Below are 20836 nucleotides of genomic sequence, written 5' to 3'. Positions count from 1 at the left end.
GCCACGCTTACTAACACGAGTCAAAATTATTCACGACGAGTGACGATTGATTGGACACAGTGTGATTGACCGCGCCTCGTTGTCGCGTGATCTCAAGCGGGTCGTCCACCTGGTCGAGGACGATGTGCGCGAACGCGCGAGCCGACACGAGGCGAGGAGCGCCCGCCTGAAGGATGAGTACGACCGCGCGGTCAGTAGCGGGCGGACTAGCGCTACGTGGGAGACGTGGCGAGACGGGCAGGTAACCCAGATCGCTGTCGCGTGGGTACTGGGTACGGTGTTCGTGCGGTTCGCTGAGGACAATGATCTCATCGATCGGCCGTTCATCACCGGACGGGGCGAACGTCTTGATGAGGCAGAAGACCGGCGCAGCGAGTTCTTCCGGCGGCATCCTCAACTCAATGATCGCGACTGGTTGCTCCAGGCGTTCGATCATCTGTCCGCCTCACATCCGGCCTTGGCCAGTCTGTTCGATAGGCGACACAATCCGTTGTGGATGCTGCAGCCGTCGCATGGGGCTGTCAGGACGCTGCTGTCCTTATGGCGAGGACGTAATCACGACGGTCGGCCCATCTACGACTTCACCGACCCTGAGTTGAACACGAGATTTCTGGGTGATCTCTACCAGGATCTGTCGGAAACCGCACGAAAGACATACGCACTGCTGCAGACTCCCACTTTCGTCGTGGACTTCATCCTCGACCTTGCGCTGGAACCGGCGGTCGAGGAGTTTGGATATGACGCGGTCCGCGTTGTCGACCCGGTCTGCGGATCTGGTGAGTTCGCTGTGCGCGCCTTCGAACGACTGCTACGCAAATGGTCAGTGGCGGCATCCGGGCTCTCCCCGGAACGCCGGGTGCGCCGTGCTCTGGAAGCAGTGCACGGCGTCGACCTCAACCCGTTCGCTGTCGCTATCAGCAGGTTTCGGCTCCTGATGGTCGCAATGCAGGCTTGCGGTCACACCACGTTCGAGGCGGCGAGAGGCCATGGCTGGAAATTCACCATCGCCGTCGGCGATGCCCTACTAGGCCCTGTCATGGGTGATGTGCCACCTGGGCCGTCGGACAGCCAACCGTATGCAGAGGATCTCGTCGACTACGCGGGTATACTCGAATTAGGGAGTTATCACGCAGTCGTCGGTAACCCGCCATATACCACGGTGAAAGATCGCGAGCTCAACCAACGATATCGAGAACGATATGAAGCTTGCGTCGGCGCCTACACCTTGTCCGTACCGTTCGCGCAACAGTTCTTCCGGTTGGCGCGGCCTGCCGACGATGAAGGTGGCGGTGCCGGTTATGTCGGTCAGCTGACGGCAAACTCGTTCATGAAGCGCCAGTTCGGGCGAAGTTTGATCGAAGAATTCTACGCGAAGAAGGTCACGCTGACCCATGTCATCGACACCTCTGGCGCGTTCATTCCCGGTCATGGCACGCCCACGGTGGTCCTCGTTGGTCGTAACCGTCCTGCTCCTGACACGGAACCGATTTTTACCGTGCTCGGATTACGGGGAGAGCCGGCAGTCCCTTCAAACTCAGAACAGGGGATCGTGTGGCAGTCGATCGTCCAGAACTCTCGCGAGCCGAACAGAGTAGACAGTTGGACTCAGTCGATTCTGTTGGATCGCGGGCGCTTTCGGAAGCACCCCTGGAGCCTTGCCAGCACCGCCGCGGCTGAGCTGGTGGAGAAGATGTCAGGTGGAGCAAGAAAGCTCGGCGAGTATGTCAGCCGTATCGGCTACTACGCGAACACAGGGTCGGATGAGGCTTTCACGGCGCCACTGGGTTCTTTCTATCGGTCTCAGGTCGAGGCCGATGGTCCGGTGATCAAAGTAATCACTGGGTCCGAGGTGCGCGACTGGACAGCCACACCTCAGAGTGAGGCATTTTTTCCACGCGATCACCATTTGAAACCAGTTGACCTTCGGCAGTATCCGGGCCATCTTCGTCGACTGTGGCCCTTTCGAACCATGCTGTCCAAACGTCCGAACTACTCGAAGAGACTTTATTTCGAGGACGGTCGCCTGTGGTACGACTGGCATCAGGTGACCGATGTGAAGGAAGCCCACCCGTGGTCGATTGCCTTCTCCTGGGTTGCTACACATAACCACTTCGCCTTGCTGCGCGAAAGACTTGCGCCACTTAACTCGGCTCCGGTAGTCAAGCTTTCAGTAGAAGCAGAGCAACGGGAATACGTCGAGCTGACAGCCTTGCTTAACACGTCGGCCGCTTGTTTCTGGCTGAAACAGCATGGTTTCGGCAAGGGGCAGCCAACGGTCGACCATACCGGCAGTGGTGAGCCCTGGACGGAGATGTACGAGTTCACGGCCACCCAGCTCCAGGAGCTTCCGCTACCTGCAAAGCTGCCGACCAAGCGAGCGGAAGAACTCGATCGCCTGGCGCAAGAACTCGTTATGATCAAACCTGCGGCGGGAGTACCCACCCGTCGGAGTCTCGCTGCAGACCGCCAGCGATGGAACGACGTGCGGTCCACGATGATGACTCTTCAAGAGGAGTTGGACTGGGAGGTCTACGGCTATTACGGGCTACTGCCCAACGGCGAACTTCTCGCTCCCCCCGAGTGTGTCCCCCCACTGAACCTGGGCGAGCGTGCCTTCGAGATCGTCCTGGCCAGGAGAATTGCGGCGGGGGAAGTTGCGACAACATGGTTCGAACGACACGGATCGACGCCCATTACCGGGTTGCCCGAGCACTGGCCGGAAACGTACAGGGATGTCGTCGAGCGCCGCATCGCAGCTATCCAGCATGATGCCAGCCTCGGCATTCTCGAGCAGCCCGGGTTCAAACGTCGCTGGGCGACTGAAGGCTGGGACAAGCTCCAACAGGTGGCGCTCCACGACTGGCTGCTCAGGCGCTGTGAGGCTCCTGAGCTGTGGTTCGCTCATCGCGACGGCGTTAAGTGTCCGCATCCGCTCACCATTGATCAACTGGCCGATCAGCTACAACTCGACCAGGCGGTAGTCGACGTGGCTGGAATCTATGCACCAGGCCAGGATCTGGTTGAGGTGCTTTCCGACCTCATCGCTGAGGAGCAGGTGCCCTACCTGGCCGCATTACGCTATCGGGAATCTGGGCTGCTCAAACGTGCCCAGTGGGAAGAGGTCTGGGCATTGCAGCGTCAGGAGGACGAAGCTCGATCCAATGGGCAGGAAGCCTTGGCAGTTGAAATCCACGGCAGGACACCCGTCCCACCGAAGTACTCGGCAACCGACTTTCTCAAGATCGGGTACTGGAGGCATCGTGGCAAGCTTGACGTGCCGAGGGAACGTTTCACCTGTTACCCGGACGCTCAGTCAAGAATTGATCGCAAAACACCGATCGGCTGGGCGGGCTGGAACCACGAGCAACAAGCCGAAGTCCTGACAAGCCTCATTACCTCGCGTCTCAAACGCAGCGACCTTGATGCGGACGTTCTGGTACCTCTGCTGGCAGGATTGGGAGAGGTCATGCCGTGGCTAGCTCAATGGCACCCTGACACCGCGCGCGATCACGCCGCGTTCCTTCGCGAGTGCATGCGGCGCTTGGATGTGACTGAGGTTGATCTCGCCGCTTGGCGGCCGCCCAAACTTCAGCGAGGGCGCCCCCGGAAGGCCGACAGTACCTCTCCCATCGATGGGTGAGCAGTAGTTTCCCGTAGTCCGGGCCGGAGCCGCTCGGCAGAGTCAGAGCTTGTCAAGCCCGGTCAGGTCGATGTCGATGTCGAACGGCACGGTGAGCGCGAGCCGGTCGTGGTGGATGCCGGTCAGCGCGTAGGCGCGGGTGGCCGGGTCGAGTTCGTAGACGTACACGGCAGGGCGTCCGGTGACGTTCTCGACCCGCCAGAAGTGTCGGATTCCGGCCTGTGCGTAGAGCTGGGGCTTGCGTTCGCGGTCGCGGCGCTCGGAATCCGGGGACACCACCTCGACGGCCAGCACGACGTCGCTGGCCTGGTAGGTCGTTTGGTCCAGATCGCCGGCCGCCGCGGCGTCGATGACGAGGACATCCGGCTCGGGACGCTGCCGGTTGTCGAGAGTTACGGTCATCTGCCGGCGTACCCGCATGGTATCCGGAGCGCAACGACTCAAACCGGTCTTCAGAAGGTCCACCGTGAGCGCGTGGAACGCGGTCTGCGGGCTCACGAAGACGAGGCTCCCGTCGATCAGTTCGGTGTGTGGCGGCAGATCCGGCAGCCGGTCGAGGTCATCGGCGGTGAAGCCGCCCGATGGCGGACGAAGCCAGCTGGGCATCGGTTCCGCGGTCATGACATCCTCTGTCCGGTCGTTGTCCGTAGTGACACTCAGTATGCCCCAGTCGTCATCGATGTGGACGAAACGGCTGTCAAGACGCGTGAGGCAGCGTGACATCGGCATTCATGTCTCGAAGTCGTACCCGGTCGGAGTGGCGGCGTCCGGGTTGAACCACACCAGCCGGGCCCGGATGTGGCGTCCGACGGTGAACATGCGCAGCGCGCTCTCCGGCTCTCGGACGCTCATCCGCAGTTGGTGCGACACGAGTTCGGCGTGGTCGGGGAAGGCCATGCCCCATGCGGCGATCACCGCGTCGACGCGTTCGCCGTACTCCTGGACCACGGCGAACAGGCGGGGTGCCTCGTCGGCGACCAGGGTTTCCATGATCGCGGCGAACTCGTGTTCGTCGCATACGGGTGCCATCTCGCCGGGCTCGAACGCGTGCAGTGCGTGTCGCCCCTCGTAGGGGAGAGCTGTCGTCATCGGGTCGCCTCCATCTGTCACGCATCCTTCACTTTTATGCTCTTTGTGTAGCACTGAGTAATCAGGCTTCGGATAGTTGTTACGATATGCACCTGCTTACTCCGGCACCCAAGTCGTCTCACCTGCGGTATCAGAATATTCCGGAACTACACTTTGTATAGTCGTCAATATGGGTGAACGGCTCGCGAGTTACACAACGTGACGAACTGTGGGAGGATGCGCGGCATGACGAGCCCATCGAGGTCGATCAGCATGCAGCGGAGGTTGCTCGGCGCCGAGCTGCTGCGGCTGCGCGAGGCCACCGGCCTGACGCAGGACGAGGCGGCCGAGCGCATCGGCAAGGCGGGCAACAAGATCAGCCGCGTCGAGTCGGGCAAGATCGGCGTCGACAAGACCGACCTGGACGCCTTGCTGGACCTGTACAAGGCGTCGGAGAAGGACCAGCTGTGGTGCCGGGAGCTGGCCCGTCTGGCCAAACCGAAGCGCGGCAGGCCGAGCGGTGAGACCACGCTCTACCTCGGACCGCGCTGGTTCCGCGCATTCCGCGACCTGGAGACCGACGCCAACGAGATCATGAAGGTCGACTCGGAGATCGTCACCGGCATTCTGCAGACCGACGACTACATCCGCGCCATGTTCGACGCGCAGGGCGCCGACCCGATCGACAAGATCATTGACGACACGCTGCGCATCCGCGCCGAACGTCGCCAACTGTTGACGAAGGAGAACGCGGCCCGGTTCGCGTTCGTGCTGAGCGAGTCCGCGCTACGTCGCCGGATCGGTGGTGCGGAGGTGATGGCTGAGCAGATGCGCCACCTGGCTGAGGTGGCCATGTTGCCCAACGTCACCTTCCAGGTCATCCCGTTCGACAGCCGGTCCTACGAACACCTGAGCACGAACTTCACGCTGTTCCGGTTCGGCCATGAGATGGCCAACGACATCGTCTACCTGGAGATGTACTCCGATGCTGCCTACCTGGACAAGCCGCCGGAGACGGTCCGCAGGTACGCCGAGCTGTTCGGACGACTCCAGGGGGTGGCACTCGGGCCGGTGGAGTCGAGACACTTGGTGCAGGCCGTGGCGGACGAGTACGCCGCGGGGTGACTGCGAGGAGTTGACGCCATGACCGCACCCAGGGTTGGCGACTGGGCCACGGTCCCGTTCCGCAAGTCGAGCTTCAGCAGCACGAACGGCGGCGATTGCGTCGAGGTAGGCACCCAGCCTGGGGTGGTTGCTGTACGTGACTCCAAGGTTCATGCCGCCGGACTGGTCGAACTCCCGGCCACGGCATGGGCTGAGTTCCTGTCGGTTCTGCGGGCCTGACATCTCGTCGGCTCCTGTAACACCCGACGATCACCGACGATGCCCTGGTGAGGTGCGTCGAGATGGTCGGCTGGGTCGCGCTGAGTAACATCCCGAGGCTGGGAGGTCTCGTCAGCGAGTTGCATGGAGTAGATGGTCTTGCCACCTGGGGGAGCGCTCAAGCCTCGCCCGCCGCAGCGGCAACGTTGGTTCCAGGAACGACCGTCGCCCTACCCGTGGGAGCAGGACGGACTGGATCACGTCCGGAAGCTGATGCCCAACGCGGAGCCGTACCGGGCGTGGCCACCTTCTCGTTCACCGGGCCGATGAGGATCAACGAGTGTGACCTCTTCATCGCCGTCCCGGCCGGCCTGTTCCTGGTCGAGTTGAAGGGCCACCCGGGCCGGGTGGTCAACACCAACGACACGTGGATCTTCCGGCAGGACAGCACACCGGGGGTACGCACCCTGCGCAACCCGCTGCACCCGATCGACCAGAAGAGCAAGGAACTGAAAGGCCGTTTGGAGTGGGCGGCCAGGCAACTCGGCATCAACGAGCGGATCCCGCGGGTCGAACCGGCAGTGTTCCTGTCCGACTCCGGCCTGGTGGCCGAACTGGACGAGGTGCGCGCCACCCGGTCGAAGCGGGGCAAGGTCAACGACCCGGCGTTCTGGTTGTGGTCGGCCGAACCGGTGCACAAGCCGTTGATCCCAAATGGATGTACGACGAACTCACTGCCCGCCGCCAAGCCGAACGCGGCTCCCGCGACGGCAACGAACCCAACACCCACCCCAAGACGAAGCGGACCTATGTGCTGCGCGGCATGGTGATCCACGGGTGTGGGCGGCGGATGTACGGCAGCCACCGCCACGGCAGTGAGTTCTACCTGTGCCGCCCCGCCTCCAACAACCGGGGACGCCGGACAAGTACGCCGGGCACGAGAAGGCCGCCTACATCCGAGAGGACTCCATTCTCGACGCCGTCTCGAAGCACGACACCGACCGAGTGTTCGGCCCGCACCGGCGAGAGCTGCTCGCGGCGGATCTTGCCAGTACCGATGACCGCGAGACGAGACAGCGAGAGGCAGAACGAGGGCGGCTCCAGCGCACTCTCGCCGACCTCGCCCGTCGGCAGGACAACGTCATGCGCCAGGCCCAGGACTGCGCACCCGACGACCCGTTCGACCAAGGGCTGCGGCAGACCTACAACGACCTGGAAACCGCTGGAAACCGAACGCCGGACCACCCTCGCCGCCGTCGCCGAACTGGACGCCGCCGAGCAAGCCGTCCGCCCCGGCCCACTGCCGAGGACGTCGACCTGCTGGACACGCTGCCGTACCTGACGCTCAACCTCACCGAGGCACCCGTCCGGCTCCATCGCGAGTTGTTCGAGACCACCCACCCTGACCGTGCGCTTCACCCGGACAGCGACGACGTCACGATCAGTATCAGGCTCCCAGCAGAGGGGCTCCCCACCATCACCGATGGGGCAGAAAGGATCATCAACACCATGGACACCGCACAAGAACGCCTGCTCATACGGCAGGCGCGGCTTGTGTGGATGCAGGTTGTGCCCCCGGTGGGAGCACCAAAGGATGGGAACAGGGCTGACCAGCGGTTTCGGAGCGGATGCTTGGTGGTGCAGGCCAGTTTCGTCATGTAGTAGTGACGCTCGTGTCCGGTGACGCGCTGGTGCCGTTTCGTCGGTACCACTGCACTACGTCGCGGATGACCGCCGCCTGCTGTAGACCAAGGCGCTCAGCTTCGGCGCCGTCGACGAGAGTGATCTCGAAGACAACGTCCGGGGCTTCACCTTGCTGCTGGCGGCGGGTCCGCTGCCGGGAGTGGCTGTCGAGTTCATGCCGCGATCTGGGCATCAGAGTGTTTCAGTGCTTCGCGGTCGACTCGGTCCATACCGCCCCACACGCCGTAGCTCTCGTCAGTGATGAGTGCCGTGATGGCGCAGGTGAGGCGGACCGGGCACAGGGAACAGGTCTCTTTGCAGTCCGCCGCTGCCTTGCTTCCTGGCTCGGCGTCGGTCCACTTTGTCTTCTCGGTCTGCGTTTCGGCATGCTGCGTGCAAGTTATTCGCCCGCTGCGACCGTGACGACGACTTCCGCGCTCACATGACCGCCGTGCGCGACACACACCGCACGAAGTGGGCCCTGCGTCAGGAACTTGATCGGGCTCGGTTGCCCTGATCAGCCGGGAGCAGGACCCGGAACTCAGACGATTCACCACAACGGGTGATGTGTCGCTGTTGTCCTCGGCTCGGCATCTCACGTTCGTACTCTGGGCGCGTGATCGACCACGACGAGATATCGGAGACGGAGGCACCCGCTGATCCGTGGTCAGCGCTCCTTCCGCGACAGGAACTCGTCCCGGCCTACCCGATCTCGCGGTTCGCGGGGCAGTACCGGGTGATCGTCGACGTCCTGCTGGCCGAGCAGGACATAAGCCTGACCGGGTTGTCCCACGACGAGGTCGCCGCCGGGATCGTGCTCGCCTCGCCGGGCAGGTGCCAGCGGACATGGTCGACCGTCTGCTCGCTCCCACGGTCCTGCACCTTGACGCACGGCTGGAGCGATTGGCGCAGTGGCGGGTTCTGACCCGTTGGCAGGAAGCCGACCGCTGGCAGCGGACCTACTGCGCCGACGTGACCGGGGCCAGCTCACCCTCGGAACGGCCGGCTACACGGCCCTTGGTCGTCGGTCGGCAACACCGAGGGAGCCGCAAATGATATCGCAATGGTGCCGGACCCCTCAACAGGGAGCGAACAAGATGCTCGCGCTGCGGTTGACAAGCGGACCAAGATCCCGACGACTCGACCAGCAAGAGTACCGCCCGACGGGCCAGGATAGCCGCCCGAGCGGCGCTGCCTTCGCGTTCCACAATCCACCTGGTGGGGTGAAGAAGTGTCAACGAGGCAACGGAGCGGACCGCCTGATACGCGACGGTAGTAGACCGCCACCAGCGACACCCGATCCGCCAGCGACAACCCCCACCGCCGACCGGTACCGGTCTGCTCACCGCCCCGACGAGCCACGATCCGGACGAGCGTGCGAACACATGCACCGACAAGCCGGTGAACACCGGCACCCAGTCCGGCCGGTCGCACTATAATCACCTGTTCCACACCAATGATCATCGATCTGTCCGAGACAGCGTTGCGGGACAACCTTTAGGAGGGTGAGACTCACTTATGGCAGCTCAGGTGATGAGTCGGCGGCCTCGGGCTCCGTGTCGTCGATCGTGCGCAGTCTGCGCGACTGGTACAGATACGCGCCGATGAGGCGGATGAACTCGTCGGCGCGCTCATTCTCCCCGGTGAGCGCTCCCGTGAGCTTGCCGAAGGCTCCCTCGTTCAGGACTGCTGCGTCGGTGAGCGTTTCTCGCAGATCGGGAGACGCCAGGAACTGGTCGACAGCGTTGTGGTCGATCTGTTCGGCGATGCGGGGATCCTCTTCGGCAAGGCCAGCGGCGGCTATGACGAACCCCTCGATCTGTGGGTCGGCGAACTCGGCACCGAACAAGGCGTTGATCCGGGCGACCACCTCCGAGAGCAGCTCCTGCTGAGGGTCCTGGCGCGAGAGTCTGGACCCGACTCCGGTGATGCTGGTCAGGCTCGGCGTGTCCTGATCACCGGACAGGGCGATGTCGGCCTTCCCTTGATCGATCTGACGAACCCGTCGCAGCTCGAGCCCAGACACGTCGACGTCGCCCCCTGCCTCCTCTGAGGGAAGCAGACGCGTCAGCTGGCGCAGGAACTCCGAGAGCTTCTCCAGATCGCTGGTGCCGTAGTCAACGACCTGGGACATGAAGTCGTACAGGCGCACGTAGGAGCCACAGTCCTTCCGAAAGGTGCGCAGCTCGTCGAGCGCCTGGCTGTCCTGCTGCGAATTCGCGTCCGTCCATCGGTTCACGAACTCATCACGCGCCGGAGTGACGGCCGCTGCGAGAGCGGCATGAGACTGGGTGGGAGTCCACCACGCCTCGGCGTAGCGTTCGACGTCCGCCGGGGTGTAGATCCTCGCCTGGGCCAGCTTGGTCGCGAGCCGGTGAACGAGGTTCGGGTCCGTCGCCGTCTCGACGTGCGCCTCGAGGTAGTAGGTCAGGAACGCCTCGCGGATTTCTTCTGGGTCGTTGACGAAGTCGAGCACGAACGTGCGGCCTTTCATCTCACCCGAAGGCGCTCGATAGGTCCGGTTGAGCCGGGACAGCGTCTGCACCGCGTGCACGTCGGGCAACCGCTTGTCCACGTACATGGCGCACAACAGCGGCTGATCGAAGCCGGTCTGGAACTTGTCGGCGACCAGCATGAGCCGGTACTCCGGCCGACGGAACTCCCTGGCCAGATCCGAGCCGAGGCCCGGGTTCATCGAGGCCTCGGTGACATCGGTGAGCCCGTACTCGTCGTCGCTGATCTTATCGCTGAACGCCACGATGGACTGGTACCCGTACCGCTTCTGGGCAAGGTACTTGTCCGTCTCGATCTTGTATCGGACAGCGGCCTGCCGCGAGTTGGTCACAACCATGGCCTTGGCATGCCCGTCGAGGAGTTGGGCGACGTTGGCGCGGAAGTGCTCGACGATGATCGCGACCTTCTGCCCCACATTCGCCGGGTGCAGGTTCGCGAACCGCATGATCTTGCGCGAGGCGATTTTCGGATCGACGAGACGGTCCGCATCATCGTCGGGTCCGTCTCGCTCGGTGATGCCGGTGACGACGCCATTCTCGCCGCGCTGTTCGATCTCGAACGCCGTCTTGTACGTCTGGTAGCCGCGCAGCACATCGAGGATGAATCCCTCCTCGATCGCCTGCCGCATCGGATAGACGTCGAACGAGACCGGCTTTCCCTCATCGTTTTCCCGCCCGAACAGCGTCTTCGTCTTCGCCTTGGGCGTGGCAGTGAACGCCAACAAGGACACGTTCTGTGCCCCGGCGCGCGCCGCGGTCTCGGCAGCGATCTTCCGTTCGCGAGCAGCATCGGCCTCCACGACCTGGTTGACGACGTCCTGACTGTCGACCTCGTCCTCGTCGGTGACCTGGCCGCCCTCGGTGAGCACCTTCTTCAGATCGGCAGCAGTCTTACCCGACTGGGACGTATGCGCTTCGTCGACGAGTACCGCGAAGTTCCGATCACCCAGCGTCGTCTCCAAGAGACCCTTAACATAGGGGAACGTCTGGATAGTGACGACCACGATCAGAGCCGAGCCGGTCAGCGCGTCCAGCAGCGCACGAGACTTCGAACCACCAGAGCGGCGCACGGCGGCGGAGTCGATGACCGCAACGGTGCCGACTGTGTCATCGACCTGCTCGACCGCCTGCTGCAACTGAGCATCGAGGACCCTGCGGTCAGAGACGATCAAGACCTTGTCGAATACCTTCTCGTTCGCCTGATCATGGAGCCGAGCAAGACGGTGCGCCGTCCAGGCGATCGTGTTCGTCTTGCCCGATCCTGCCGAGTGCTCGATCAAGTACCGGTGACCGGTGCCCTCCTCGGTGATCGAGTCCATGAGCTTCGTCACCGCGCGCCACTGGTGGTAGCGCGGGAACATCAGCATCGTCGACCGCTTGATCTTGCCGGTGGCGGGATCTTCGTCGGCCTCGGTCTTGAGGAACATCTGCGACCCGAGGATGGCCAGCCAGTTATCGCGCTGCAGGACCTGCTCCCACAGGTACGAGGTCGCAGCACCATCCGGGTTCGGCGGATTCCCGGCCGCGCCGGTGTCTTCGTGGCCGCGGTTGAAGGGCAGGAAATAGGTCTTCTCGCCGGCCAGCTTGGTGGTCATGTGGACCTGGTCGTCGTCAACGGCGAAGTGGACCAGAGCACGAGTGCCGAAGCCGAGCAGAGGCTGCCCTGCCGGGTTCCGGTCGTTGCGGTACTGGCTGATTGCGGTGTGCCACTTCTGTTTGAAGAACGACTTCAGCTCGCAGGTGGCCACCGGCAGGCCATTGACGAAGAACACCAAGTCGATCGACCGTGAGTCCCCGCGCTTCGGAGAGAAATGCACCTGCCGGACCACCCGCAGCCGCACCTTCCGGTACTGCTCGGTGACCTCCCGGTTCAGCGTCGTGGCTGGCTTGAACTGGCACATCCGCAGGTGCGCAGTCGCGCCCCTGGTGTGGGAGAACTTCCTGCGCAGCACATTCAGCGTGCCTCCGCCCGAGCTTATCGGCGTGTCCAGGCGAGATACGAGAGAGGCCAGCAACGCCTCACGGTCCGCAGCTTCAGCACCCGTTCCGACGCGGACTACCTTGGCGTACTCCTCCGGCTGTGTCTCGGACAGCCACCAGTGCACGTCCTCAGGCCAGATCGCCCGCCCGACGTCATAGCCCGCGTCGCTCTCGCTGTACTCCCAACCGTGCGCGGCAAGGTACTCGGCGATCTCGGTCTCGAACGCCTCCTCACGGGTACCGTCAGGTGCCAACATTGCGCTCAGCCCGCCTTCCGTGCAGTGCGTACGTCGAACTGTCCCGTCACCGCCGCCGTGATGAGCGCCGATCGACGCTCCTTGGCGAGGGCAATGTGTTCCTCGGCCTTAGCGATCAGAGCGCCGATCTGGGCTGTTTGCTCGCGATACTCAGCAATAAACGCCTTTTGATGATCAATCGACGGAAGCACGAGCGGGACGCGCGCGAACGTGCCCCAGTTTCTGAAGTCGACACTGCGTTGACGGGTGCTGGGTGCCTGAGTGCTGAGGAAGCCAGACGTCCCCAAATACCGGATCAAAAGCGAAATGTACTCAGCGTCGTCCGCATACCTTGGCCGACATACGTGGTAGACGGGCGAACATTGCCCCGCGCTGTCCGAGATGCCAACAGCGCCGGCGAATCCGTCAAGGGCATGGAACACGATATCCCCGGGAAGAACACCTTGATAACCCGCCTCAGCTGCCGACATCGTGTATCCGTCCGCGCGACGGTTGGCCCTAAGGGTCACCACGCCATCGCGATAGGCAGTCACTACGCCCGATCCGGATAGCGGTGACCGTTCGAGACGGACTAAAGCCTGGCGAACGGTGGCGCTACGTTTGCCGTCGCGCTGTTGGAACTCAGCGTCAGCGAAGGCTCCCCGCCGTTCCCGCAGCAGCCCAATGAACTCTTCCTGCTTCGCTACAAGTGCGTCGATCTGGACCGTCTCATGGTCCAGGTAGTCAGCGATGGCGCGCTGCTCGTCGAGCGGAGGGAGCACGAACGGCATATCCGTCAGCATCCACCGGCGCACCGAATCCACTGTCGTTCGCGCGGAACCATCTTGAGCCATGAGCCGGAAGAAGGATGAGAAGTAGTAGTAGAAGTACCGCGGGAATACGTCGCGGAAGTTCGATAGAACGTAAACACGCTGATGGGCGTGAAACTTTCCGTTGACGTGATGGAATACCTCGCCCACCGCGCCGTCACCTGCCGTCAGTACCGCTTCAGTATCGAACGAGAAACCTGTACTTCGAAGGGCGATCGGCGATCTGACGTAGAAGTCGTACTCACCGTCAGGCACGGAGTCTTGAGTGTCGCCTGACCCGGTTGCGATGTCACAGATGAACCGGAGCCTGGTGACGGACCAATCAGCGGGAACTTCTGTGAGCCAGCGCTGCGTGACCTTCTGAGTCGCACGAGGAACGCGGACGGCAAGCTGCGCTGTCATCCCTCCACCTCGCGAAGCAGCTCCATGATCTCGCCAACGACACGTTCAAGGTCGGCGTCGATCTCCTCGAGCGGTCGGGGAGGCTCGTAAGTGTAGAAGTGCCGGGTGAAGGGGATCTCGTAGCCGGTCTTGGTCTTGTCCCAGTCGATCCAGGCATTGTCGACGTGTGGCTTCACCTCGGCATCGAAGTAGGCCTGCACCGTCTCTTCGAGCGCCTCGTGAGTTTTGGGGTGTTCGCCCCAGCCGAACGGGACGTTCTCGGTGTCTCGCAGCGCGGGGTCGGGTTCCGGCTCGCCCTTGCGTACACCCGAGGTGTACAGGCAGATGTCGGCTGTCTCGTCGTGGACTCCGATGGTCTGCCACAGCGTCTTGCGCTGCGCCGTAGTCAGCTGCACGCCGTGATCACCAAGATGCTTCCCGAGTTCGCGGTTGAACTTCTCCCGGTTCAGGTACGGCTCGTCCCCGAACGACTCCAAAGCCTCGGTCAGGCCAGCGATCTGGCCGAGCGTCTTGTGCTCAGCAACCGCCACGATGGTCTGTGGTGTGCACTCGAAGCGGAGCTGAAGCGGGCGTTCGACCGTGACGGTCCAGTACGCGAAGTCCCGGTTCTCGAAAATCTTGGCCAGCACCGTAACGTCGTCGCCATCGTTCTGTGCCCCAGCGAAGGCGCGCACGATCGCCTCACGGTCCTTGTCGGCGACCTCGACACGCTTGGAACCGATCGACTTGCGTAGCTTCGAGCCCAGCCCCGTCGCGTCGATCAGCTGCACACGGCCCTTGCGCTCGGCCGGCTTGGCATTCGACAGGACCCACAAGTAGGTGGCGATGCCGGTGTTGTAGAACATGTCATTGGGCAGAGCAACGATGGCCTCGACCAGATCGTTCTCCAGCATGTGGCCGCGAATGCCCGAGGGGCCAGAGCCCGCACCGCCGTTGAAGAGCGGCGAACCGTTCAGGACGATGCCAGCCTTGCCGCCCCGGCCAGACTCGTCGACATCCCGCATCTTTGATGCCACATGCAGCAGGAACAGCATCGCTGCGTCACCGACCGCAGGAAGCCCTGGCGCGAACCGCCCCTGGCCACCACGGGCATGCTCGTTCTTTACCTCGGCCTCGACGGCTTTCCAGTCGGTCCCGAATGGCGGGTTGGAAAGGACGTAGTCGAAGCGACGGTCTTCGAAGCGATCGACGACGAGCGTGTCTCCCTGGCGGACGTTTGACGCGTCTTGCCCGGTGATGAGGAGGTCCGCTTTGCAGATGGCGTATGTGCGTGGGTTGATCTCCTGGCCGAACAAGGCAGTGGAGGCATCGGGGTTGAGCCCGCGCAGGTGCTCATCGGCGACCGTGAGCATGCCGCCGGTGCCAACGGTGGGGTCGTAGATCGACCGCACCGTGCCGCGGCCGCGCAGGGCTTCGGTGTCCTCCGCATAGACCAGGTCGACGAGGAGCCGGACGACGTCGCGTGGCGTGTAGAACTGGCCGGCACCGTCGTTAGCGGACTCCGCGAACCGGTAGATGAGGTTCTCGAACAGGTCGCCCATGTCGGCGTTGGACACCGTGTCCGGCGACAGATCGAGCTTCTCGAAGTGACGGGTGACCTGGGCGAGGCGTTCACGAGCGTCGAGCGTGCGGATCACGTTCTCGAAGTCGAAGGACTTAAACACGTCAAGGTTCGCCGAGAACCCACCGACGTAGTCGATGAGGTTCTCGGACAGATTGTTCGGGTCCTGCAGCGCCTTCTTCAGCGTGTAGTCGCTCGTCGTCCAGAACGACAGTCCTGCGCTGTCCGCGGTACGGGTCTTGAGCTTCAAGTGCGTGCGCCGCTGCTGCTCTCCCGGGTACTGCGCCACGATCTCGGCCATCACGTCGCGGTGCGGGGCCATGACGCACTCGAGGCGACGCAGCACCGTGAACGGGAGGATGACCGAGCCGTACTCGGCCTCGGCGTAGGGGCCTCGCAGAGTGTCGGCGACGCTCCATACGAAGCTGGACAGGACTGACACGACGGATAGTTCTCCTGGTCGGGGGAAGTAGGGTGAGAAGACTTGGTCCATCCTATCGGCGGCGTCCGACCTACCAGAGAGCACGGCCCGGACATGGTACGGAGGGCATCGACCGCCCTCTCTCAGCCTCTGCTAGTCACCCACCTTGGCCGAAGGCCAGGGCTTTCACCCGGGGGCCCATAGCCTCCAAGGCCGCGTCCTCGGCTACTCCAAAAATGTGACCTGCGCGGAGCGCCGAAGCGAAGTTGTCGTAGGCGGAAGTCGCTCCGGCCGATCTTGACAGGCACGTGAAGACCGTAGTGATCCGCCGGTACGGGCCGATGTGGCGCCGCCACCGGAGGTATGTCGGATTCGCCGAATGGAGGTGCAATGCGGCTGAACTGGAAGCGACACGCAGTCAGCGCTCAGTTCATTCGATCGAGTGTGCGCGGTGATACCTCGCGGAGTGTCGAAGCGTTGGCGTCGCCTGAACAGGTCGGTGTGACTGCCCCTCCGCATGCAATGAGAGAGCCACACCGATCAGAACGGCGGGCAGGCGCAGTGCCGGGCGCCTGGACCGGAGTATGGCCACACCACTGACCCTGCGCCAATTCTCTAGGCAGTCGCAGAGCGAGCGTTTGAACCCCTCGGGTGCTCGTGTAGTGAGAGCTGGCCGCATGGGCGGCCAGAGCGTCTTCACCCCCATAGGAGACCAACGGGAACGGGGCTGACCTGGGGATGGACGTTTGGATCTTTAGGCCGTCTGTGTGAGGGAACAGGGCTGAACTGCGGAAACGTTTGATCATGTTGGTGCCCCCGGTAGGATTCGAACCTACGACACCCGCTTTAGGAGAGCGGTGCTCTATCCCCTGAGCTACGAGGGCGTTGCCCCGACAGCCTAGCGGCAGCCGGGGGCGGGGTGTCACCGGATTGCGTCGAACATCGCTCGAGGGGTTTCTCGACCGCTGTTCGAACGTGCCTCCTGGGCGGTTGAGGAGGCGGCTGACGTGCTCGGTTCCGTACTTCGCGCCGTCGTCGCGGCTCGGTAGTACTTGTCGTGACCTGGGCTGTTGCCCTGGTCGGCATGTCCGTGGCTGCCGGTTCCGCCACCTCATGGGGGCGCCCGGCGCTGCGGCTGACAGAGGCGGTTGCCCGCAACTTCGTCCGGACCGCTTGACATACTTAACGCTCGCGTTAATAGTTGTCGTTGTGCGTACTGAAGTGGACGAGGTGCTCATCGCCCTCGCCGACCCTGTCCGGCGGCAGGTGGTCGACGAGCTGCGGCGGGGTCCCCGGCGGGCTGGGGAACTGGCCGACTCGGCGGGGATGAGCTTCCCGGCGATCAGCCGCCATCTGCGGGTGTTGCGTGCCTCCCGGCTGGTGGAGGTCCGCGCGCTCGACGAGGACGCGCGGGTGCGCGTTTACCACCTGCGGGCGGAGCCGTTCGTCGCGCTGCGTGCCTGGCTCGACCAGGTCGAGGCGTTCTGGACCGAACAGCTCGGCGCATTCTCCGACTACGCGAAGAAGAGGAAAGAGGAATGACCGAGGCAGGCGTGGCGGTCGAGGTGGAGGTCGACCCGGCCACCGCGTTCGACCTGTTCACCAGGGACATCGCCGCATGGTGGCGGGCGGACCGCTCACTGTGGGGCGAGACAGCGGACGAGTTGCGCTTCGAGAACGGCGCGCTGATGCAGGGCGACGCCGAGATCGGCCGGGTCTCGGCCTGGGAGCCTGGACCGCGGCTGGCTTTCAGCTACGGCCCGCCCGGTGTCGATCCCGCGGAGCGGACCGACGTCGAGGTCCGTTTCGAAGCGGTCCGGGGCGGCACCCGGGTCGTCGTGCGGCACGGCGGCTGGGAGAAAGCGAACTGGGCTGGGCTTTTAGCCGGGTTCGCCCGGCACTCACTGGAACGGATGCTGCTCGCCCGGCTGGGGGACTTCCTCGACGCGATAGCGGAGGGGAACGTCGAGTTCTTCGAACGGAACCTGACCGACGAGGCGATGCTGATCTTTCCGGGTGAGGGCAACACGTACACGAAGGCCCAGTGCGTCGCCTCGATGGTCGACCACCCCGTCTACCACAAGTATGAACTGACCGATCCGCATATTGTCCACATAGGAGAGTCGACGGCGGTGCTCACGCATCGCGCCACGGTCATGCACGAGCAGCACGAACGGCCGATGTCGGTCTCGGTGTCGACCGTGCTCGTGCACCGGGACGGCGAGTGGCGCATGGCGCTCCACCAGTGGACCCAGTGATGGGAGGACGATGTACTACGTGATTCGCGCGCCGGAACTCGCGCGCGCCAAGGACTTCTACACGGCTGTGTTCGGCTGGGCCTACGCCGAGGACAACCACATCCAGGGCAGTTCGCCTGCCGGCGGGCTGGCCGAGGGCGAACCGGGCACCGACCTGTACTTCGAGGTGCCGGACGCGGCGGCGGCCGCGGCGCGGCTGCGTGCGCTCGGTGGCGAGGCACCCGATCCGGTGCTGTCGGAGTCGGGATGGAGCGGCCAGGCCGAAGGTGGTCTGCTCGCGCTGTGGCAGCCCGCCGAGGGATATGCGCAGGACAACCCCAAGTGCGCGGAAGGCGACCTCTTCTACTTCGTCGTCCCGGTCGCGGACGACGCGGTGAAGGAGCGTTACCAGGCGGCGCTCGGCTGGGAGTTGTCGACCGGTTCGCACCCGGGCGGGTGGAACATCGAGAACTCCCAGCCGCCGGGTGGTCTGTTCGTGGACCACGCCGGACGGCCGGACCTGTACTTCCGCGTGGCCGATGTCGACGAGGCCGCGCAACGCGTCCGTGCCGCCGGTGGAACGGCGGGGGACACACAACCGAACTCGGCGGGCCGGCATGCCGCGTGCCGCGACGATCAGGGGGTGGCCTTCAGCATCGGCTCACTGCGTCAGAGCTGACGTCGCGTACTAGGGTGCCCCCGACGGCAGTGCGCGTGGGGAGGGGTCCAGGTGGGTGACGGACGGTTGGAGATCGACCGTGTCTCCAAGCGGTACGGCGACGTGATCGCTCTGCGGGACACGACGTTCGACGTCCGGGCCGGAGAGCTGTTCGGTTTCGTCGGCAGCAACGGTGCGGGCAAGACCACGACGATGCGCATCACGCTCGGTGTGCTCGCCGCGGACTCCGGTGAGGTGCGCTGGGACGGCAGCCGGATCACGCTCGAGACCCGGCGGCACATCGGGTACATGCCCGAGGAGCGCGGGCTCTACCCGAAGATGAAGGTCGGGGAGCAGCTCGTGTACCTCGCGCGGATGCACGGCCTCTCCGCCACCGACGCCCGGCGTTCGATGGAGGAATGGACCGAGCGGCTCGGTGTGGCGCACCGGCAGGGCGACGACGTCCAGAACCTGAGCCTGGGCAACCAGCAGCGCGTGCAGCTCGCGGCCGCGCTGGTGCACAACCCGAGCATCCTCGTGCTGGACGAGCCGTTCTCCGGGCTCGACCCCATCGCCGTCGACGTGATGAGCAAGGTGCTGCTGGACAAGGCGGCCGAAGGCATCCCCGTGGTGTTCTCCAGCCACCAGCTGGAACTCGTGGAACGGCTCTGCCACCGCGTCGGGATCATCCGAAGTGGACAGATGGTCGCGATCGGCGAGGTCGACGAGCTGCGCTCGGGTGGGGCGGCCGAACTCGTGGTCGTCGCGCCGAACGCCACCTCGGGCTGGGCCGCCGGCCTCGCCGGGGTGGCGGTGCGCGAGCAGGACGGCGCTCGCACCGTGCTGGAGCTCCAGGACGGGGCCGACGACCAGGCCGTGCTGCACGCGGCGCTGGCGACCGGGCCGGTGACCGAGTTCAGCAGGCGGCGGCCATCGCTCACCGAGCTGTACCGCGAAGTGGTGACGCAGGAGACCGACGAGGACGCTGCGCCGGGCGCCCAGCGCAGCGAGGCAGGTGTCACGGCATGAGCACTCCGGATGTCCGGCTGGGGTCGTGGGAGGCGGTGCGGCTCGTCGCGGGCCGCGAGGTCACCACGAAGATGCGGTCGAAGGCGTTCATCATCACGACCGTCGCGACGCTCGTGCTGCTCATCGGGTTCGCGCTGGTGATGAAGCTGTCCGACGGGTCGGACGAGACGGTCGGTGTCACACAGGAGACGCAGGCGCTCGCCGAGCCGCTGAAGGCGACCGGGGAGCAGATCGGGCAGAGCATCGGCACCACGGTGGTCACCGAGGAGGAGGGCCGAGGGCAGGTCGCCGACGGGACGCTCGACGCCCTGATCGTCGGCGGCGCCGACGGGGCACTGCGGGTCGTGGTCGAGAAGGACCTCGACGGCGATCTCAAGAACGCCCTCAACGTGCTCGCCGGGCAGCTCGCGCTCAACCGGGAGATCGCCGACCTCGGCGGTGACCCGGCGCAGGTGCAGACGTCGGTCGCGAACGCGGTGGTGGACGTCGAACCGCTGGAGGAGCCCTACCCGTACCAGCCGGATCAGCTCGTCCTCGGCATCATCGCGGGCATCCTGATCTACATGTCGCTGCTGCTCAACGGCCAGATGGTGGCGCAGGGCGTGGTCGAGGAGAAGTCCAGCCGCGTGGTCGAACTGCTGCTGTCGACCATCCGGCCCTGGCAGCTGATGGCGGGCAAGGTGCTGGGCATCGGGTTCGTCGGGTTCGTCCAGATGGTCGTGATCGGCGGTGGTGGTCTCATCGCGGCGCTGGCGCTCGACGTCCTGTCGATACCGGTGTCGGCGGCCATCGGCACCGTGGTGTGGCTGATCGTCTGGTACGTGCTCGGGTTCGTCATGTACTCGCTGGTGTTCGCCGCGCTCGGGGCTCTGGTGTCCCGCCAGGAGGACGTCGGTGGCGTGATCACGCCCGCGTTGATGTTCGTCATCGTCGGCTACGTCATCGGGATCTCGGTGCTGCCCTCGGAGCCGGACAACACGCTGGCCGGGGTGCTGTCGATGATCCCGGTGTTCGCACCGACGTTGATGCCGATGCGGCTCGCGATGGGTGGTGTTCCAGCGTGGGAGGCGATCGTCTCGGTAGGACTCGTCGTGGCGTTGATCCCGCTGCTGGTGTGGCTGGCGGGGCGGATCTACGCGAACGCGGTGATGCGCAGCGGGGCCAAGGTCAAGCTGCGTGACGCGCTGCGAACCGCATAACCGCTGGTCACTCACGGCAACGGGGTACGATCATTACCGTTAAGTAGACCCGCCAT

17 protein-coding genes and 1 tRNA gene are annotated in these 20836 nt (G+C 64.2%); 11 read left to right on the top strand and 7 right to left on the bottom strand.

Annotated elements, in window-relative coordinates:
- Positions 1-61: 61 nt before the first annotated feature.
- Complete coding sequence (pglX, locus tag ACFPCV_RS11580) at positions 62-3640, top strand: BREX-2 system adenine-specific DNA-methyltransferase PglX (RefSeq protein WP_378056094.1); 3579 nt, start codon at positions 62-64, stop codon at positions 3638-3640.
- A gap of 42 nt (positions 3641-3682) precedes the next feature.
- On the opposite strand, the gene ACFPCV_RS11575 is transcribed toward pglX, so the two are convergent.
- Complete coding sequence (locus tag ACFPCV_RS11575) at positions 3683-4261, bottom strand: Uma2 family endonuclease (protein WP_378056093.1); 579 nt, start codon at positions 4259-4261, stop codon at positions 3683-3685.
- A 108-nt stretch (positions 4262-4369) separates the two neighbouring features.
- On the bottom strand, positions 4370-4729 hold the full coding sequence (locus ACFPCV_RS11570; RefSeq protein ID WP_378056092.1) for a hypothetical protein: 360 nt from the start codon (positions 4727-4729) through the stop codon (positions 4370-4372).
- A gap of 225 nt (positions 4730-4954) precedes the next feature.
- On the opposite strand from ACFPCV_RS11570, the gene ACFPCV_RS11565 reads away from it, so the two are divergent.
- From ACFPCV_RS11565 to ACFPCV_RS11550, 4 genes are all read left to right on the top strand, one after another.
- Entirely contained in the window at positions 4955-5833 is an 879-nt protein-coding gene (locus tag ACFPCV_RS11565; protein WP_378056091.1) for a helix-turn-helix domain-containing protein, read from the top strand.
- An 18-nt stretch (positions 5834-5851) separates the two neighbouring features.
- Positions 5852-6052, top strand: coding sequence for a DUF397 domain-containing protein (locus tag ACFPCV_RS11560; RefSeq protein ID WP_378056090.1), 201 nt, complete (start codon positions 5852-5854; stop codon positions 6050-6052).
- 62 nt (positions 6053-6114) lie between these two features.
- Positions 6115-6861, top strand: coding sequence for a nuclease-related domain-containing protein (locus ACFPCV_RS11555; RefSeq protein WP_378056089.1), 747 nt, complete (start codon positions 6115-6117; stop codon positions 6859-6861).
- Positions 6862-6919: 58 nt separating this feature from the next.
- Complete coding sequence (locus ACFPCV_RS11550) at positions 6920-7693, top strand: hypothetical protein (RefSeq protein ID WP_378056088.1); 774 nt, start codon at positions 6920-6922, stop codon at positions 7691-7693.
- Between the two features lie 194 nt (positions 7694-7887).
- On the opposite strand, the gene ACFPCV_RS11545 is transcribed toward ACFPCV_RS11550, so the two are convergent.
- The gene (locus ACFPCV_RS11545; protein ID WP_378056087.1) at positions 7888-8178 is read right to left on the bottom strand and encodes a WhiB family transcriptional regulator; all 291 of its coding nucleotides are present in this window, start codon (positions 8176-8178) and stop codon (positions 7888-7890) included.
- A gap of 152 nt (positions 8179-8330) precedes the next feature.
- Here ACFPCV_RS11545 and ACFPCV_RS11540 point away from each other — a divergent pair, with 152 nt between their 5' ends.
- A complete protein-coding gene (locus ACFPCV_RS11540; RefSeq protein WP_378056086.1) occupies positions 8331-8639 on the top strand; it encodes a hypothetical protein in 309 nt (102 codons plus the stop codon).
- Positions 8640-9230: 591 nt separating this feature from the next.
- Here ACFPCV_RS11540 and ACFPCV_RS11535 read toward each other — a convergent pair.
- The 4 genes from ACFPCV_RS11535 to ACFPCV_RS11520 form a co-directional block, all read right to left on the bottom strand.
- On the bottom strand, positions 9231-12464 hold the full coding sequence (locus ACFPCV_RS11535) for a type I restriction endonuclease subunit R (protein WP_378056085.1): 3234 nt from the start codon (positions 12462-12464) through the stop codon (positions 9231-9233).
- Positions 12465-12469: 5 nt separating this feature from the next.
- Positions 12470-13675 (bottom strand): restriction endonuclease subunit S, encoded by a 1206-nt coding sequence (locus ACFPCV_RS11530; RefSeq protein WP_378056084.1) that lies wholly within the window; start codon positions 13673-13675, stop codon positions 12470-12472.
- Positions 13672-15678 carry a type I restriction-modification system subunit M gene (locus ACFPCV_RS11525; RefSeq protein WP_378056083.1) on the bottom strand — a complete coding sequence of 669 codons (2007 nt, stop codon included), beginning with the start codon at positions 15676-15678 and terminating at the stop codon, positions 13672-13674. Before ACFPCV_RS11525 ends, ACFPCV_RS11530 begins: the two co-directional genes overlap by 4 nt.
- Positions 15679-16465: 787 nt before the next feature.
- Positions 16466-16541 (bottom strand) — tRNA-Arg (locus ACFPCV_RS11520).
- A 325-nt stretch (positions 16542-16866) separates the two neighbouring features.
- Here ACFPCV_RS11520 and ACFPCV_RS11515 point away from each other — a divergent pair.
- Genes ACFPCV_RS11515 through ACFPCV_RS11495 form a run of 5 tightly spaced genes read left to right on the top strand, consistent with a single transcriptional unit; the run spans position 16867 to position 20780 of the window.
- Entirely contained in the window at positions 16867-17199 is a 333-nt protein-coding gene (locus ACFPCV_RS11515) for an ArsR/SmtB family transcription factor (protein WP_378056082.1), read from the top strand.
- Complete coding sequence (locus ACFPCV_RS11510) at positions 17196-17915, top strand: DUF4440 domain-containing protein (protein WP_378056081.1); 720 nt, start codon at positions 17196-17198, stop codon at positions 17913-17915. The genes ACFPCV_RS11515 and ACFPCV_RS11510 overlap by 4 nt, the downstream gene beginning before the upstream one ends.
- A gap of 10 nt (positions 17916-17925) precedes the next feature.
- Positions 17926-18573 (top strand): VOC family protein, encoded by a 648-nt coding sequence (locus ACFPCV_RS11505; protein WP_378056080.1) that lies wholly within the window; start codon positions 17926-17928, stop codon positions 18571-18573.
- Between the two features lie 51 nt (positions 18574-18624).
- Positions 18625-19581 (top strand): ABC transporter ATP-binding protein, encoded by a 957-nt coding sequence (locus ACFPCV_RS11500; RefSeq protein WP_378056079.1) that lies wholly within the window; start codon positions 18625-18627, stop codon positions 19579-19581.
- Entirely contained in the window at positions 19578-20780 is a 1203-nt protein-coding gene (locus tag ACFPCV_RS11495; RefSeq protein ID WP_378056078.1) for an ABC transporter permease, read from the top strand. Before ACFPCV_RS11500 ends, ACFPCV_RS11495 begins: the two co-directional genes overlap by 4 nt.
- Positions 20781-20836 lie beyond the last annotated feature (56 nt).

Origin of the sequence: Actinophytocola glycyrrhizae, assembly GCF_042653545.1 — a bacterium.
Taxonomy (GTDB): Bacteria; Actinomycetota; Actinomycetes; order Mycobacteriales; family Pseudonocardiaceae; genus Actinophytocola; species Actinophytocola glycyrrhizae.
Note: the sequence above shows the minus strand (reverse complement) of the source record. Positions and strands in the feature narration are given on the sequence as shown.

Coding starts and splice junctions, on each gene's coding strand:
- ACFPCV_RS11510 (WP_378056081.1), top strand. CDS start 17,196: ATGACCGAGGCAGGCGTGGCGGTCGAGGTGGAGGTCGACCCGGCCACC.
- ACFPCV_RS11575 (WP_378056093.1), bottom strand. CDS start 4,261: ATGACCGCGGAACCGATGCCCAGCTGGCTTCGTCCGCCATCGGGCGGC.
- ACFPCV_RS11495 (WP_378056078.1), top strand. CDS start 19,578: ATGAGCACTCCGGATGTCCGGCTGGGGTCGTGGGAGGCGGTGCGGCTC.
- ACFPCV_RS11570 (WP_378056092.1), bottom strand. CDS start 4,729: ATGACGACAGCTCTCCCCTACGAGGGGCGACACGCACTGCACGCGTTC.
- ACFPCV_RS11560 (WP_378056090.1), top strand. CDS start 5,852: ATGACCGCACCCAGGGTTGGCGACTGGGCCACGGTCCCGTTCCGCAAG.
- ACFPCV_RS11535 (WP_378056085.1), bottom strand. CDS start 12,464: ATGTTGGCACCTGACGGTACCCGTGAGGAGGCGTTCGAGACCGAGATC.
- ACFPCV_RS11565 (WP_378056091.1), top strand. CDS start 4,955: ATGACGAGCCCATCGAGGTCGATCAGCATGCAGCGGAGGTTGCTCGGC.
- ACFPCV_RS11530 (WP_378056084.1), bottom strand. CDS start 13,675: ATGACAGCGCAGCTTGCCGTCCGCGTTCCTCGTGCGACTCAGAAGGTC.
- ACFPCV_RS11505 (WP_378056080.1), top strand. CDS start 17,926: ATGTACTACGTGATTCGCGCGCCGGAACTCGCGCGCGCCAAGGACTTC.
- ACFPCV_RS11555 (WP_378056089.1), top strand. CDS start 6,115: ATGGTCGGCTGGGTCGCGCTGAGTAACATCCCGAGGCTGGGAGGTCTC.